This is a genomic window from Variovorax endophyticus (assembly GCF_025376855.1).
Lineage (GTDB): Bacteria > Pseudomonadota > Gammaproteobacteria > Burkholderiales > Burkholderiaceae_C > Variovorax.
In genome coordinates this window covers 85,362-100,282 of sequence record NZ_JAHUTH010000017.1, presented here as the reverse complement: position 1 = coordinate 100,282, position 14,921 = coordinate 85,362, and the positions used below count along the sequence as shown (strand labels likewise).

16 protein-coding genes are annotated in these 14,921 nt (G+C 69.9%); 7 read left to right on the top strand and 9 right to left on the bottom strand.

Annotated elements, in window-relative coordinates; all coding sequences use genetic code 11:
• Nucleotides 1-14: 14 nt before the first annotated feature.
• Genes KV106_RS22185 through KV106_RS22160 form a run of 6 tightly spaced genes read right to left on the bottom strand, consistent with a single transcriptional unit; the run spans nucleotide 15 to nucleotide 5,446 of the window.
• Nucleotides 15-734 carry an ABC transporter ATP-binding protein gene (locus tag KV106_RS22185; protein WP_203203133.1) on the bottom strand — a complete coding sequence of 240 codons (720 nt, stop codon included), beginning with the start codon at nucleotides 732-734 and terminating at the stop codon, nucleotides 15-17.
• Nucleotides 727-1,512, bottom strand: coding sequence for an ABC transporter ATP-binding protein (locus KV106_RS22180; RefSeq protein WP_261212371.1), 786 nt, complete (start codon nucleotides 1,510-1,512; stop codon nucleotides 727-729). Before KV106_RS22180 ends, KV106_RS22185 begins: the two co-directional genes overlap by 8 nt.
• A complete protein-coding gene (locus KV106_RS22175) occupies nucleotides 1,509-2,474 on the bottom strand; it encodes a branched-chain amino acid ABC transporter permease (protein WP_057594711.1) in 966 nt (321 codons plus the stop codon). The genes KV106_RS22180 and KV106_RS22175 overlap by 4 nt, the downstream gene beginning before the upstream one ends.
• Nucleotides 2,475-2,476: 2 nt before the next feature.
• Nucleotides 2,477-3,379, bottom strand: a complete 903-nt coding sequence (locus KV106_RS22170; protein WP_057594695.1) for a branched-chain amino acid ABC transporter permease — start codon at nucleotides 3,377-3,379, stop codon at nucleotides 2,477-2,479.
• Between the two features lie 16 nt (nucleotides 3,380-3,395).
• The gene (locus tag KV106_RS22165) at nucleotides 3,396-4,607 is read right to left on the bottom strand and encodes an ABC transporter substrate-binding protein (protein WP_208507743.1); all 1,212 of its coding nucleotides are present in this window, start codon (nucleotides 4,605-4,607) and stop codon (nucleotides 3,396-3,398) included.
• Between the two features lie 59 nt (nucleotides 4,608-4,666).
• Nucleotides 4,667-5,446, bottom strand: coding sequence for an SDR family NAD(P)-dependent oxidoreductase (locus KV106_RS22160; protein ID WP_203203137.1), 780 nt, complete (start codon nucleotides 5,444-5,446; stop codon nucleotides 4,667-4,669).
• A 148-nt stretch (nucleotides 5,447-5,594) separates the two neighbouring features.
• On the opposite strand from KV106_RS22160, the gene KV106_RS22155 reads away from it, so the two are divergent.
• Nucleotides 5,595-6,317, top strand: a complete 723-nt coding sequence (locus tag KV106_RS22155; RefSeq protein ID WP_261212370.1) for a GntR family transcriptional regulator — start codon at nucleotides 5,595-5,597, stop codon at nucleotides 6,315-6,317.
• Nucleotides 6,318-6,330: 13 nt separating this feature from the next.
• On the opposite strand, the gene KV106_RS22150 is transcribed toward KV106_RS22155, so the two are convergent.
• The 3 genes from KV106_RS22150 to KV106_RS22140 are packed head-to-tail and all read right to left on the bottom strand — an operon-like array spanning nucleotide 6,331 to nucleotide 8,031.
• Nucleotides 6,331-7,014 (bottom strand): TetR/AcrR family transcriptional regulator, encoded by a 684-nt coding sequence (locus tag KV106_RS22150; protein WP_261212369.1) that lies wholly within the window; start codon nucleotides 7,012-7,014, stop codon nucleotides 6,331-6,333.
• A 58-nt stretch (nucleotides 7,015-7,072) separates the two neighbouring features.
• A complete protein-coding gene (locus tag KV106_RS22145; RefSeq protein ID WP_261212367.1) occupies nucleotides 7,073-7,594 on the bottom strand; it encodes a flavin reductase family protein in 522 nt (173 codons plus the stop codon).
• An 11-nt stretch (nucleotides 7,595-7,605) separates the two neighbouring features.
• Nucleotides 7,606-8,031, bottom strand: coding sequence for a VOC family protein (locus KV106_RS22140; protein WP_261212366.1), 426 nt, complete (start codon nucleotides 8,029-8,031; stop codon nucleotides 7,606-7,608).
• 260 nt (nucleotides 8,032-8,291) lie between these two features.
• Here KV106_RS22140 and KV106_RS22135 point away from each other — a divergent pair, with 260 nt between their 5' ends.
• From KV106_RS22135 to KV106_RS22110, 6 genes are all read left to right on the top strand, one after another.
• The gene (locus KV106_RS22135) at nucleotides 8,292-9,503 is read left to right on the top strand and encodes an acyl-CoA dehydrogenase family protein (protein WP_261212365.1); all 1,212 of its coding nucleotides are present in this window, start codon (nucleotides 8,292-8,294) and stop codon (nucleotides 9,501-9,503) included.
• Between the two features lie 68 nt (nucleotides 9,504-9,571).
• Nucleotides 9,572-10,558 (top strand): Bug family tripartite tricarboxylate transporter substrate binding protein, encoded by a 987-nt coding sequence (locus KV106_RS22130; protein WP_261212364.1) that lies wholly within the window; start codon nucleotides 9,572-9,574, stop codon nucleotides 10,556-10,558.
• Between the two features lie 39 nt (nucleotides 10,559-10,597).
• Nucleotides 10,598-11,401 (top strand): cyclase family protein, encoded by an 804-nt coding sequence (locus KV106_RS22125; RefSeq protein ID WP_261212363.1) that lies wholly within the window; start codon nucleotides 10,598-10,600, stop codon nucleotides 11,399-11,401.
• A gap of 41 nt (nucleotides 11,402-11,442) precedes the next feature.
• Nucleotides 11,443-12,762 (top strand): fumarylacetoacetase, encoded by a 1,320-nt coding sequence (gene fahA / locus KV106_RS22120; protein WP_261212362.1) that lies wholly within the window; start codon nucleotides 11,443-11,445, stop codon nucleotides 12,760-12,762.
• A gap of 1 nt (nucleotide 12,763) precedes the next feature.
• Nucleotides 12,764-13,627 carry a fumarylacetoacetate hydrolase family protein gene (locus KV106_RS22115; protein ID WP_261212361.1) on the top strand — a complete coding sequence of 288 codons (864 nt, stop codon included), beginning with the start codon at nucleotides 12,764-12,766 and terminating at the stop codon, nucleotides 13,625-13,627.
• Nucleotides 13,628-13,781: 154 nt separating this feature from the next.
• Nucleotides 13,782-14,921 (top strand): porin, encoded by a 1,140-nt coding sequence (locus KV106_RS22110; RefSeq protein WP_261212360.1) that lies wholly within the window; start codon nucleotides 13,782-13,784, stop codon nucleotides 14,919-14,921.

The following is a 14,921-nucleotide window of genomic DNA, read 5'->3' as shown; positions in this document are numbered from 1 at the left end:
GAAAGCGGCGCCGTTCAGACGCCGAGGTAGGCGCGGCGCACGGCCTCGTCGTTGGCCAGCTGCGCGGCGGGGCCGTGCAGCGAGATCTCGCCGTTCTCGAGGATGTAGCCGTAGCTCGACACCGCGAGCGCGAGCTGCACGTTCTGCTCGACCAGCAGGATGGTGATCTTCTGTTCGCGGTGCAGCCGCTCGATGATCTCGAACATCTGCTCCACCAGCAGCGGCGACAGGCCCATCGAGGGCTCGTCGAACAGCATCACGCGCGGGCGCGCCATCACGGCGCGGCCGATCGCGAGCATCTGCTGCTCGCCGCCCGAGAGCGTGGCCGCCATCTGGCCCTGGCGCTCCTTCAGGCGCGGGAACATCGCATACACGGCCTCGAGGTCGTTGCGGATGCCCGCGCGGTCGCGCCGCAGGTAGGCGCCCAGGTCAAGGTTCTCGCGCACGCTCATGTCGCGGAACACCTGCCGCCCCTCGGGCACCTGCACGATGCCGCGCTTGACCAGCGCGTCGGAGCCCAGCCGGTCGATGCGCTCGCCGGCCAGCCGCACCTCGCCCTCGGTGCAGTCGACGATGTTCGAGATGCAGTTGAGCGTGGTGGTCTTGCCCGCGCCGTTGCTGCCGAGCAGCGCGACGATCTCGCCCTCGGGCACGTCGACCGAGACATGGCTCAGCGCCTGGATGCGGCCGTAGGCGGCCGAGATGGCGCGCAACGACAACAGCGATTCAGCCATGCGCGGCCCCCTTTGCACTTCCCTTGCCCAGATAGGCCTCGATCACGCGCGCGTCGCTGCCGATCTGCGCGGGCGTGCCCTCTGCGATCTTCTCGCCGAAGGCCATGACGGTGATGCGGTCCGAGATCGACATCACGAGCTGCATCACGTGCTCGACCAGCAGCACCGTGATGCCGTCGCGCGCCACCAGCTCCTTGAGCAGCCGGTCCAGGCTCTCGATCTCGCGGTTGCGCAGGCCGGCCGCGGGCTCGTCGAGCAGCAGCAACTTGGGGCGGATGGCCAGCGCGCGCGCCAGCTCGAGCAGCTTCTGGCGGCCGAAGTCGAGGTCGCGCGCGGGCTGGTGGCGCTCGTCGGCCAGGCCCACGCGCTCGAGCAGGTGCAGCGCGAAGTCCTCGGTCTCGCGGTCGGGGCGGCGCAGCAGCCGGCCCAGCGTGCCGGTGCCGCGCGCATGGGTGCCGAGCAGCACGTTCTCGAGCACTGAAAGTTCGGCGAACAGCTCGAGGTTCTGGAAGGTGCGCGCGATGCCCAGCGAGGCCATGCGGTAGGGCGACACGCGCGTGAGTTCGCGGCCCTCGAAGACGACGCTGCCGCTGCTGGGCGTGTAGAAGCGCGAGATGCAGTTGAAGGTGGTCGACTTGCCCGCGCCGTTGGGCCCGATCAGCGCGTGGATGCGGCCCTGCTCGACCTGGAACGACAGGCCGTTGACCGCCTTGAGGCCGCCGAACACCACGCTGATGTCGCGCACGTCGAGGAAAGCGGCGGCATTGGTCGTGCTCATCGCGCGCCTCCCGCCGGGGCCGCGCGGCGCGTGGCCTTGCGTGCCGCGAACAGCGAGGCCATGCCCTTGGGCAGGAACATCATGAACAGCATCAGGATGCCGCCGTAGATGATCTCCTGGTAGGACGGTGCCTGGCGCAGCAGCTCCGAGGCCAGGCCGAACACGATGGCGCCCGCCACCGCGCCGCGCACCGAGCCCAGCCCGCCGACCACCACCATGGTGAGGATCAGGATCGTGGTCTGGAAGCCCAGGCTCTCGGGATGGATGAAGGAGGTGAACAGCGTGTACATGCCGCCGGCCACGCCCGCGAAGGCGGCCGACAGCACGAAGGCCGTGACCTTGACCGCGCGCGTGTTCACGCCCATCGCGATCGCCGCCACGTCGCTCTCGCGCACCGCGCGGAACGACGAGCCCAGCCGCGAGCGCGACAGCGCCACCGTGAGCCACAGCATCAGCGCCGCGATCGCGACCACGAAGGGATAGGCCTGCAGGTCGTTCATCAGCCGCAGGCCGCCGAGCGCGGCCGGCTTCATCTGCAGGCCGTTCGAGCCGTTGGTCACTTGCTCCCAGTTGAGGAACACCCATTGCATCGCCTCGCCGAAGGCGAAGGTGGCGAGCGCCAGGTAGATGTCGCGCATGCGCAGCGCCAGCAGGCCGATGACCCAGCCCAGCGCGGCCGCGAGCAGCGCGCCCGCGAGGATCGACACCACGAACGGCGGCTGCCACTGGTTGTTGATGAGCCCGGCCGTGTAGATGCCGATGCCGAAGAAGGCCGCGTGCGAGAGCGCGAACTGGCCGGTCTCGCCGATCACCAGGTGCATGCCGAGCGCGAGCACGCTGAACACCATCAGCAGGTTGACCACGTACAGCACGTAGCCGCTGGCCGCGAAGGGCAGCACCGCGAGCACCACGGCCATGGCGATCAGCACGCCGCGATCCCACCAGGGAGAAGTGGTCTGCATGCTCATACCTTCTTCACCTGCGGCTTGCCGCCGAACAGACCCTGCGGCCGCACCAGCAACACCACCATGATCGCGACGAATGGCGCGACCACGATGGCGTTGGACGAGATGAACAGCCCCACGAGGTTCTCGACGATGCCGATGACGAAGCCGCCGACCACCGCGCCCGGCAGGCTGGTGAAGCCGCCGACGATGGCGGCCGCATAGGCCAGGATCGCGATGTGGCCGATGTCGGGCGTGATCAGGATCTTGGGCGTGATCAGCAGCGCCGCGATGGCCGAGAGCAGCCCGGTCAGGGCCCAGATCTTCATGCGGATGGTGCCCAGCTTCACGCCCACGATCTGCGCGCCGCGCGGGTTCATGCCGACCGCGCGCATGGCCTGGCCGGTGCGGGTGCGCGTGAACATCAGGTACAGCAGCACCATCACCACCACGGCGGTGCCGAAGATCGCGAGGTCGAGCAGCGTGAGCGAGGCCTGGCCGATGGTGATCGGGTCCTGCGGCACCAGCGAGGGCAGCGAACGCGGCGTGTCACCCAGCCCGGTCTTGCGCACCAGGCCCTTGAGCAGGTAGGCGAAGCCCAGCGTGGCGATCACGAGCTGCACGCCGACGCCGCGCGAGGCGGTCACGCGCTGCATCACCACGCGCTGGAACAGCGCGGCCACGAGCGCCGTGACCGCGAGGCTCGCGAGCACCGCGCCCCAGTAGGGCCAGCCCCACACCACCAGCGGGAACAGCGCGAGGTAGCCGCCGGCCATGAAGATCTCGCCCTGCGAGAAGTTCGGCACGTCGGTGGTCTTGAAGACCATGACGATCGCCACCGCGAGCAGCGCGTAGACGCTGCCGGTGACGATGCCGGACAGCACGCCCTGCTGCACGAACAGCCAGATGTCGGAAAGGCTCATGGGATTGCAGCCGCCCTCAGGGCTTGTACTTCCACACGCTCTTGTAGCTGCCGGGCACGAGCGTCATGTTGGTTGCGTCGAACTTGATGTAGATGGCCGCCTCCTGCGCCGCGCGGTCGTCGGGGCCGAACTCGATCGGGCCGGCCATCACGCCGGAGTCGAACTTCATGGTCGACAAGGCCGTGAGCACCTTCTCGCGCGTGGGGCTGGGGCCGGCCGCCTTCAGCGCATTGACCACCGCCATGGCCGAGGGAATGCCGTAGGGCATGTAGGTCTGCGGGTAGCCGGGCTTGGCGGCCAGCTCGGGATAGGCGGCCTTGTACATGTCGTAGACCCACTTGAGCTTGGGGCCGCCGGGCACGTCGGCCAGCACTTCCTGGATGTAGACGTTCTTGAAGGCGTCCTTGTTGCCCACGTTCTCCACCAGCTGCTTGAGGTCGGCGGTGGAGTTCACGGCCAGCACGATCGGCTTGTTGAAGCCGAGCTCGAAGGCGCGCTTGACGATCAGGCTCACGGGCCGCGCGTAGGTGGTCAGCAGCAGCACGTCGGGGTTGGCGGCCTTGATCTTGAGCATCGGCGCCGTGACGTCGGTGATGTTCGGGTTGACCGACTGCACCTGCAGGTCGACGCCGCCGAGCGCCTTGGCCTGCGCCTGGGCCGACTCGAGGTTCCAGCCGCCGTAGGCGTCGTCGTGGTTGATGTAGCCGATCTTCTTCGCCTTCAGGTGCTCGCTCGCGAACTGCACCATCGAGCCGCCCACCGCATGCTGCGAGATCGAGAACGCGCCGTAGATGTACTTGGAAGGCGGATACAGCGCGCCGTCGCCCGAGGCGTTGAGCATCACCAGCGGGATCTTCGCGCGCTCGACGTATTCGCGCGCGCCGACCACGGCCGCCGAGCAGGAGCCGCCGTTGAGCAGGAACACCTGGTCCTGCTCGGTGAGCTTCTTGACCGCGGCCAGCAGGTCGTTGGCGTTGCAGCGGTCGTCCTCCACCACGAGCTCGATCTTGCGGCCGTTCACCCCGCCTTCCTTGTTGATCTTGTCGTAGTACATCTTCGCGGCGTTGATGACGTCGAAGCCGTAGTTCATCGACGCACCCGACATCGGCGAGAACATGCCGATCTTGATGGTCTTGTCGGTCAGGCCGGGCTCGGCCTGCGCGGCGGCGGTGCCCGCCAGGGCGCACAGCGCGGCGCCGAATGCCAGGGCGAGAAAGTTCTTCTTCATGACGTGTCTCCGTTGGTATGGGTGAGTGAAAGGCGCCGCCCGGTCGCTGGCGCCGGGCGTTACTGCATGCGGTAGCCGCCGTTGACGTCGATCACGTTGCCCGTGATGTACGCCGCCTGCTCCGACACCAGGTAGTCGACCGCGCCGGCCACGTCGTCCACCGTGCCGATGCGCCCGAGCGGGATGTTGGCGGCCGCGGCCGTCAGTGCGCCGCTGCTCTGCACGGTGCCGCGCAGCATCTCGGTGTCGATCAGGCCCGGCGCGACCGAGTTGACGGTCACGCCCAGGTGCGCCGACTCGCGCGCCATGGCCTTGGTCAGGCCCAGCACCGCGGCCTTGGCGCCGATGTAGGTCGCGCTCGAGCGGTAGCCGCCGAGCTGCGCGGCCACCGAGCCGAAGGTGACGATGCGCCCGTGCGCCACCGGCCGCGCCTCGCGCCGGCGCAGGTAGGCGCGGCCGCAGAGGAACACGCCGCGCGCGTTCACGGCGAAGGTGCGCTCCCAGTCCTCGAGCGAGGTGTCCTTGATCGGCGAGCGTTCGCCGCCGGGCATCAGCAGCAGGCCGGCCACGCAGACCACCACGCCGACCGGCCCGATGCCGGCCTCGATGTCCTCGAAGGCAGCCTCGACCGCGGCCTCGTCGCTCACGTCGAATTGGCGCGCATGGTGGCCCGCGCCGAGCGAGGCGGCCACGGCGCGCGCGTTGTCGCCGTCGATGTCGGCCACGACGACGCGCAGGCCGCTGGCCGCGAGGCGCCGGCACACGGCCTCGCCGATGCCGCGGCCGCCGCCGGTCACGAGGGCCAGCCGGCCGGGGGCTTGTGCATGATGTTCCGCCATGGGATGCGAGGTCTCCGAAGCCGCGTCGGATGCGGCGTGAAAGTGAATCGAGGACCGCATTGTGTATACATGCCCATCTTTGCACGCCCTCGTTTTCCCTTATTCGACGACTATTGAACCAGTTTCCACGGCATCATGTATACCTGACATGGACACACTCTCCCAACAAGTCACCGAGACGCTGCGCACCTGGATCCTGCACGGACGGCTCACGCCGGGCACGCGGGTGGAGGAGGTGCCGATCGCCGAGACCCTCAAGGTGTCGCGCACGCCGGTGCGCGCCGCGCTCGCCGCGCTGGCGATGGAAGGGCTGATCGATCATCAGCCGAAGAAGGGCTATCTGGTGCGCGCCTTCGCGCTCGAGGACATCCTGGCCGCCTACGAGGTGCGCTCGGTGCTCGAGGGCCTGGCCTGCCGGCGCTTCGCGGCGCTCGGCGTGGACGACGCGACCGCCGCGCTGCTGCGCGACTGCCTGCGCACCGGCGACGAGATCCTGGCCAAGGGACAACTGCTGCTCGACGACCTCGCGCCCTACCAGCAGATGAACGTGACGCTGCACAACGCGCTGATGCAGGGCGCGCGCAACCCGTGGGTGGTGCGCTTCGGCGCGCAGGCACAGGCCGTGCCCTTCGCCTCCGACCGCATCATGCTGTGGCACGACCACGGCGTGATCCTGCGTTCGCACGACGACCACCACCGCATCGTGCAGGCCGTGATCGACGGCGACGCGGCGCGCGCCGAGCAGCTGATGCGCGAGCACGTGTACTACGCGGGCATCCTGCTGCGCGACAACTACCAGCGCGTGCTCGACGAGCGCGCGGGCAGCGCGGTCACGCAGGATCCGCCGCTGGCCCTGAGCAGCGGCGCCTAGGAGGCGCCCGCGTTCACGAGGACTTGGCCGCCGGCTTGCCCAACACCGCGCCCACGCCGTCGAGCAGGCTGGCCACGCTGGCCTGGATCACGGGTTCGATCTCGGGCACCGGCAGGCCGTAGACCCACTGGCGGATGCCGTGGTACTGGATCTTCTCGACCACCGTCTTCGCGAGCTCGATCTCCTGCACCGCGAAAGACTGGCCATCGCGGCCGGCGCCCGTGTACTGGCGCAGCGAGAGCGCGATCGGTTCGTAGACGCGCTGGCGCATGACACGGAAGTACGGCGACATGTCCCAGCCGTGCAGGGCGAAGAACAGCGACAGTCGCACGCGCTCGCGCCGCAAATGCACGCGCGCGAAGTCGCGGTGGAAGTCGAGCAGGCGCTGCGCGACCGCCTGCTCGGGCGCGAGGATCATTTCCTCCCACAGCGGATTCCAGTTCGACAGGAAGGTCTCCTGGAACACGCGCTCGATCAGCGCCTCCTTGTTCTGGAAGTAACGGTAGAGCAGCGGCTGCGCCACGCCGAGCTGACGCGCCAGGCCCGTGGTGTCGCCTGCGAAGCCGACGTCGGCGAAGTACTGGATCGCGCCCTGCACGATCTCGCGCTCGCGGTCGGCGCGCCGCAGGCGCACGACGCCGCCGGTTGCGGGGGCCGCGGAATCCGAAGGGCTGGAGGCGGAAGGAGCGCGTGGCATGCGAGGTCGCTGGGAAGGTGGCCGGTGCCGGTGCGGCGGGAGCCGGCACGATACCAGTTCACCCGGGCGCGCCCGCCGCCTCCGCATGGGCCCGCGTGACCAGGTAGCGGCCGCCGCCGAAGGCCAGGCCCTCGGAGGCCGAGCGCTCGAAACGCTCGATCAGCCCGAGGAACACCGCGTGGTCGCCGCCGGGCCAGGTCGTGACCTTGCGGCATTCGAAATGCGCGCAGCAGTCCGCGAGGACCGGCAGGCCGCCGATGCCCGGGCGGCAATCGACGCCGGCGAACTTGTCGGCGCCTGGAATCGCGAAGCGCTGCGAGAGCTCGAGCTGGTGCTTCGCGAGCACGTTCACCACGAAGCGCTCGTGCCGGCTGAAGGCGGGGAAGCTGCGCGCATTGAGCGCCTGGCTCCAGAGCACCAGCGGCGGATCGAGCGACACCGAGCTGAACGAGTTGGCCGTCACGCCGCAGGGGCGCCCCTCGGCGTCGAGCGTGGTGATGACGGCGACGCCCGTGATGTAGGCGCCGAAGACGTCGCGCAACTGCCGGCGGTCGACGGCGGAAGTGGTGGCTGCGTGCATGGCGTGACGGCTCAGCGGTAGTTGAGTTCGATCGAGATCCCGTTGGGATCGGTGACGAAGATCTGCCGCAGGTCCAGCGCCGCGACCAGGCGCTCGCGGTACGACACGCCGAGCGCCCGGCAGCGCGCGATGGTTTCCTCGTAGCCCTCGGCCAGCAGCGCCACGTGGTCGATGGCGCCGCTGCCCTGCAGCGAATCGGGATCGCGCGGGCCCAGGTATTCGTCGATCCATGCCAGCCGCTGCGCGTCGTTGCGGTCGAAGGCCGTGACGTGGACCACGGGCACGTCGTCCGCGTCGTAGAGCCAGGCGCCGGTCGCGCGCGGCGGATTGCCGGGCCGTGGCCCGTCGCGCAGCAGCAGCACGCGCGTATAGAAATCCAGCGTGGCCTCGAGCCGTTCGGTGCGGATGTTGAAGTGTTCGAGTCTGCGAATGCCCATGAAGAACTCCTGTGAGTGGCCTGGGGCGCGATTGCCGGCCTCGGTCGATCGTATCGATCGGTTGTTTTATTATTTATAGGGTTATCACCAAAATTCCATGACGCTGTTCATTGCATCGGCAAGTTTGGCTGCCACTATGGCGTTAATGATTGATTAAGGATGCGTTGGATGCCCGCACGCATGGTGATAACCCTATCAATAAATGATAGTTCTATCACTAGCATTCGGTCGCAATGACTCACCACCCGCCGCATCCGACCATGCAAACACAGGCCCTCCTCCGCACTTCATCCGAAGCCGTCGCCAGCGAACTGCTGCGGCGCGCGCGCGAACTCCAGCCCGTGCTGCGGCAACGCGCCGCGCAGGCCGAGCGGCTGCGCCGCGTGCCCGACGACACCGTCGCCGACTTCCATCGCGCGGGCCTGTTCCGCGCCCTGCAACCGGCGCGCGTGGGCGGCGCTCAGCTGCATCCCGCCGAGTTCTTCGACATCTGCGCGGAGATCGCGCAGGGCTGCGCGTCGAGCGCCTGGGTGCTGTCGAACCTGGCCTATCACCACCAGTTCCTCGCGCTCTGGCCGGACGAGGCGCAGCAGGAGGTCTGGGGCCCATCGCCCGACACGCTGGTCGGCTCCTCGTACATCTTCGCGCGCGGCACGGCGCGCCAGGTCGACGGCGGCTACGAGCTCGAGGGCCAGTGGCCGTTCTCCAGCGGCATCGATCCCTGCGGCTGGTGCGTGCTCGGCGCCATGGCCAGCGACGCGCCCGGCGAGCCGCCGCGGCCGCGCTACTTCCTGCTGCCGCGCGAGGACTACGAGGTCATCGACACCTGGCACGTGGTGGGCCTGCGCGCCACCGGCAGCAAGGACGTCGCCGTCGGCAAGGCCTTCGTGCCCGGCTACCGCAGCCTGTCCTTCGACGAGGTCGCCGCCGCGCAGGCGCCGGGCCTGGCCCTCCACGCGGCGCCGCTGTTCCGCGTGACCATGCAGGGCGTCGGCGGCTTCGTGCTGCTGCCCGTGCTGCTCGGTGCCGCGCGCGCGGCGGCCAACGAGTACGTCGAACGCACGCGGCAGCGCAAGACCACGGTCGGCGCGCGCAGCCAGGCCGAGCTGCCGGGCGTGCAGGACCGCGTCGCCCATGTCGAGGCGCTGCTCGACACGGCGCAGCTCGTCGCGCGGCGCAGCTGGTGCGATGCGATGGATTCGCTCGAGAGCCATCCCGCCATCCCCGGTGCCCTCGGAGCGCGCCTGCGCCGCGACTCGGCCTTCTGCGCGCGCCTCGTCACCCAGGCCGTCGACCTGGTGTTCGCGGGCACCGGCGGCGCCGGCCTGCAGGAGGCCGATCCGATCCAGCGCATGTGGCGCGACGTGCATGCCGGCGCCGCGCAGTTCGGCCTGCAGTGGGACGTGTCGGGCCCGGCCTACGGCCGCGTGCGGCTGGGCCTGCCGAGCGGCATGCCGGGGCTGGGCGTCTAGACCTTCGATCCATCGATTCATCCCGACCGGCAGCCTCGATGCGCCGGCAACCACAAGGAGCAGGAGACATGATTTCTTCGACGCAACGCCGGGGCTGGCTTCGCGCCGGTCTCACGGCACTCGCGCTCGGCCTTCCCCCGCTGGGCTGCTGGGCCCAGGCCTACCCGGCCAGGCCCGTACGGCTGATCCTGCCGTTCCCGGCCGGCGGCACGGCGGATGCGGTCACGCGCCACTTCGCCCACAAGATGAGCCTGGCGCTCGGCAAGCCCTTCGTGGTCGACAACGTGGTCGGCGCGGCCGGCACCATCGGGTTGGCCCAGGGGCTTCGCGCCGCGCCCGATGGCTACACGATCACGCAGATCTCGAACACCAACACGGTGGCGGCGCTGCACATGTTCAAGCGCCTGCCCTTCGATCCGCGCAAGGACATGGTGCCGGTGGCGAGCCTGTTCCAGATACCGTCGGCGGTCGTCACGAATCCGCGAGGCAGCGCGTTCGGCAGCTTCGCCGAGATGCTGGCCCACGCCCGCGCGAACCCGGGGAAGCTGTCGTACGCCTACTCGCATGCCACCGGCGCGGTGGCGGGCGCGAGCGCGAAGCAGGCCGCGGGCATCGACATCGTCGCCGTGCCCTACAAGAGCGGCCCGCAGGCGGTGGTCGAAACCCTCTCGGGCGAGATGCCGCTGCTGTTCACCGACCTCGGCGCGGTGCTGCCGCAGATCCGCGCCGGCAAGCTCAAGGCGCTGGCGGTCACCTCGGCGCGCCGCTCCGCGTTGCTGCCCGAGGTACCCACCCTGCGCGAAGTGCTGCCCGGCGCCACCGAGTTCACGGGCTGGAGCGGCTTCGTCGTGCCGGTCGGCACCCCGAAGGCCGTGGTCGACAAGCTGCACGAGACCCTGCAGCAGATCCTCGCGAGCGAGGACACCGCGAGCTTCCTGCGCGGCCTCGGCGGCGAGCCGATGCCGATGTCGAGCGACGAGTTCGCCCGCTTCATCCGCGAACAGGAACCGCTGTGGGCCAGGGCACTGGCTGCGGCCGGCATCGCGCCCGAATGAACAACCCCATCCCCCACGAACCCCACCTCGGAGACCTCCATGCATCGCAAGTTCGTCGACCTGTCCATCTACCTCGAGAACGACGTGCTCTCGGACCCGCCCGGCAAGGGTCCGAAGATCGAGTACTTCCACCACCAGAACTCGCACCACCAGCTCGGCAACTTCTTTCCCAAGCTGCGGAAGGAAGATCTGCCCGACGGCGAGGCGTGGGCCGTGGAGCGCGTGTCGCTGTCGACGCACAACGGCACGCACCTCGATGCGCCCTATCACTTCCACAGCACGATGGACAAGGCGCTCGGCGAGCCCCGGCCCTCGATCACCATCGACGAAGTGCCGCTCGAGTGGTGCTTCCAGCCCGGCGTGAAGCTCGACTTCCGCCACCTGCCCGACGGCTACGTGGTCCAGCCCCAGGACGTGGAGGCCGAGCTGGCGCGCATCGGCCATGCGCTGCGGCCGCTCGAGATCGTGATGATCAACACGCGCGCCGGTGCGCTCTACGGCGATCCGGTCTACGTGAGCTCGGGCTGCGGCATGGGCTACGAAGCCACCATGTACCTGCTGGAGCGCGGCATCCGGCTCACGGGCACCGACGGCTGGAGCTGGGACGCGCCCTTCGTCCACACCGCGAAGAAGTACGAGGCGACCGGCGACGCGGGCCTGATCTGGGAAGGCCACAAGGCCGGCCGCGACATCGGCTACTGCCACCTCGAGAAGCTGCACAACCTCGAGGCACTGCCCGCCGACGGTTTCCACGTCGCCTGCTTCCCGCACAAGATCCGCAGCGCCTCCGCCGGGTGGACCCGCGCCGTCGCGATCTTCGACGAACGCCTGAACGCGGGCTGATCGTCGTCCACGCACCGTCCATCCACTCCAGCGAGGATTCCATGGCACTCGACTTCACCCACGATCCCGCACGCCGCTGCATCGTCGCGTCCGCGCATGCGCCCGGGTGCGACTTCACGTTGCAGAACCTGCCGTTCGGCGTGTTCCGCCGCAAGGGCGGCAACGGCCCGTTCCAGGGCGGCATCGCGATCGGCGACCAGGCCCTGTGCCTGGCCGAGGCGCAGGCGCGCGGCTGCTTCGACGGCCTGGCCGGCCAGGCCGCGAGCGCCGCGGGCGGCTCGACGCTCGACGAACTGCTCGCGCTGGGTCCGCTCGCGTGGCGCGCGCTGCGCCATGCGCTGGTGCGCCTGCTTGATGCGCAGGAGCCGCATCCGAAGGCGGCGGCGCTGCAGGCCGCGCTCGTTCCGCTCGCTGACATCGAGCATACGCTGCCGATCAGCGTCGGCGACTTCACCGACTTCTACACCTCGATCCACCATGCCGAGAACGGCGGCCGCCTGCGCAATCCGCCCGCGGCCCTCGCGCCCAACTTCCAGTGGATGCCGATCGCCTATCACGGCCGCAGCTCGTCGCTGGGCGTGAGCGGCGAGCGCATCCATCGCCCGTGGGGCCAGGCCAGGCCCTCGAGCGACGAGCCGCCGGTGCTGCGGCCCTGCGAGATGCTCGACTACGAACTCGAGCTCGGCGTGGTCATCGGCCGGGGCAACGCGCGCGGCACGCCCGTTGCGCTGGCCCATGCGATGGACCATGTGTTCGGCCTCACCCTGCTCAACGACTGGTCGGCGCGCGACGTGCAGGCCTGGGAGATGACGCCGCTGGGCCCGTTCCAGGCCAAGAACTTCGCGACCACGCTCTCGCCCTGGATCGTCACGCTCGATGCGCTGGCGCCGTTCAGCGTGCCCTGGCGCCGGCCGGCCGATCATCCGCAGCCGCTGCCCTATCTCGAGTCGGCGGGCCATCGCGCCGCGGGCGCGTTCGACATCGAGCTCGAGGCCTGGCTCGAGCCCGCAGGCAAGCCGGCCTCGCGCCTGAGCCGCACCAACTTCCGCCACCAGTACTGGAGCATCGGCCAGATGATCGCGCACCACACGGTGGGCGGCTGCAACCTGCGCGCGGGCGACCTGATCGGCACCGGCACGATCTCGGGGCCGACCGCGCCCGAGGCCGGCAGCCTGATCGAGCTGGGCCGGCGCGGCCGCGAGCCGGTCGTGCTGGCCGACAGCGGCGAACGGCGCGCCTTCCTGCATGACGGCGACCGCGTGATCCTGCGCGGTTGGTGCGAGGCGCCGGGGCGCGCGCGCGTGGGCTTCGGCGAAGCGGCCGGCACCGTGCTGGCCGCCCATCCGGCGGGGAGCCTCTGACATGGCGCGCTATGCACGCGTGACGCCCGCGGACGGCGTCCTCCAGTGGGCGGTAGAACGCCATGGCGAACTCTGGGGCCTCGGCGCCGAGGTGCCGGCCGGCGCGCACGACACGGCCTGGCAGGACCTCGTGGCCTCGGGCCCGGGCGCGGCCATGCTGTCGCGCGCCACCCTGCTCGACCCCGCGCGGGTGCGCTGGGAAACGCCGGTGGCGCGCCCCGGCAAGGTGATCTGCCTGGGCCTGAACTACGCCGCGCACGCGGCCGAGGGCGGCAATGCCGCGCCCGACTATCCGAGCTTCTTCCTGCGCGGCGCCACCTCGCTGATCGCGCACGAGGCACCGCTGGTGCGCCCGCGCGTGTCCGACAAGCTCGACTTCGAGGCCGAACTGGCCGTGGTCATCGGCCGCCGCGCCCGGCACCTCACGCTCTCGCAAGCACTCGACGCCGTGGCCGGCTACGCCTGCTTCAACGACGGCACGCTGCGCGACTACCAGCGCCGCACCGCGCAATGGACCATCGGCAAGAACTTCGACGGCACTGGTGCCTTCGGCCCGTGGCTGGTGCCGGCCTCGGCGCTGCCGCCCGGCGCGAGCGGGCTGCGGATCGAATCGCGCCTCAACGGCGGCGTCATGCAGAGCGACCGTACCGACCACATGCTCGTGACGGTGGCGCAGGCTCTGGTGCTGCTGAGCGAGGCGCTGACGCTCGAGCCCGGCGACGTGGTGGCCATGGGCACGCCCTCGGGCGTGGGCTATGCGCGCAACCCGCCGGTGTGGATGAAGCCCGGCGACCGCATCGAGATCGAGATCGAAGACGTGGGCCTGCTGTCGAACCCGGTGGCCGCCGAGGCCGCGCCCGGATGAAGGCCCGCGCCTTCCCGAAGCCGGAACCCTAGCGCCGCGCAGGCGCCGCCTTCCCCACCCACGGCCCGCGGGCCGCGAAGAACAGCACCCCAGGGGCCCATCGCCCCTGGGCGGAGCGCTGTCGCCCATTCCACGCCACCCCAAGGAGGAGATCATGAAGTTCGGAGCTTTCCGGTTCGCGCTGCCCTTGTGCGCGGGCCTTGCATCGCAGGCCCATGCGCAGTCGTCGCTCACGCTTTACGGCATCGTCGACGCGGGCTTTCGCCACGTGAGCAACAGCGGCGTCGGCTCGATCGACAGCCTGTCCAGCGGCGGCTACCGCACCAGCCGCCTCGGCATCCGCGGCTCGGAGGACCTCGGCGACGGCCTGCGCGTGGGCATCAAGCTCGAGACCCTGGTCGGCGTCGACACCGGCAATGCCGGCTCGACCAGCATGCCGGGCCAGTTCTGGAACCGCGGCTCCTACGTGGAGATCCTCGGTCCCGGCTGGGGCACGCTGCGCCTGGGCTACGACCTCCATCCGGTCTACGTCACCTGGATGGAGAACGATCCCTGGCTCAACATCGGCATGGGCAGCTCGGGCAACCTCTACGACACGCTGCAGAACGGTCCGCTGCGCTCGGTGTTCGGCCCGCTCTCGAAGAACGACACCACGTTGCATTACGCGCGCAACATGCTGCAGTACTTCAGCCCCAGGGTGAACGGCTTCTCGGGCACGCTCGCCCTTGCCCTGCGCGAGAACGAGGTCGTCGCCACCGGCGCGGCGCGGCTGCGGCAGATCCGGCTCGCCTACAACGCCGGCGGGCCCTTCAGCGCGGCGGTCGCGCACTCGGTCTCGGACGTGCAGCTGCGCGCCGGAACGCCGACGAACCGGCTCGACGATTCGGTCGCCACCCTGGCCTGGGACTTCGGTGCCGTGCGGCTGGCCGGCACTTGGCGCCAGTTCCGCGCGGCCGGCAGCCGGCAGGCGAACTGGATGCTGGCCGCGACGGTGCCGGTCCAGACCGGCAAGGTGCAGCTCTCGCATGGCCGCACGCGGCTGTCGGGCGCGGTCACGACCCAGCTCGCGCCCGGCACCGTGGCCGGTCCCGTCGACGGCAACGGCGGTGCGATGTGGGTGGTGGGCTACGCGCACTCGCTGTCGAAGCGAACCACGCTCTACACCCAGGCGGCGCGCATCGAGAACCGCGGGCGTTCGTTCATGGCGCTGCCCGGCGGGCCCGCGGTCAACGCGGGCAACTTCGCGGGCGGCCGGTCGACGGGCTTCGAGCTCGGCATCGCCCACACCTTCTGA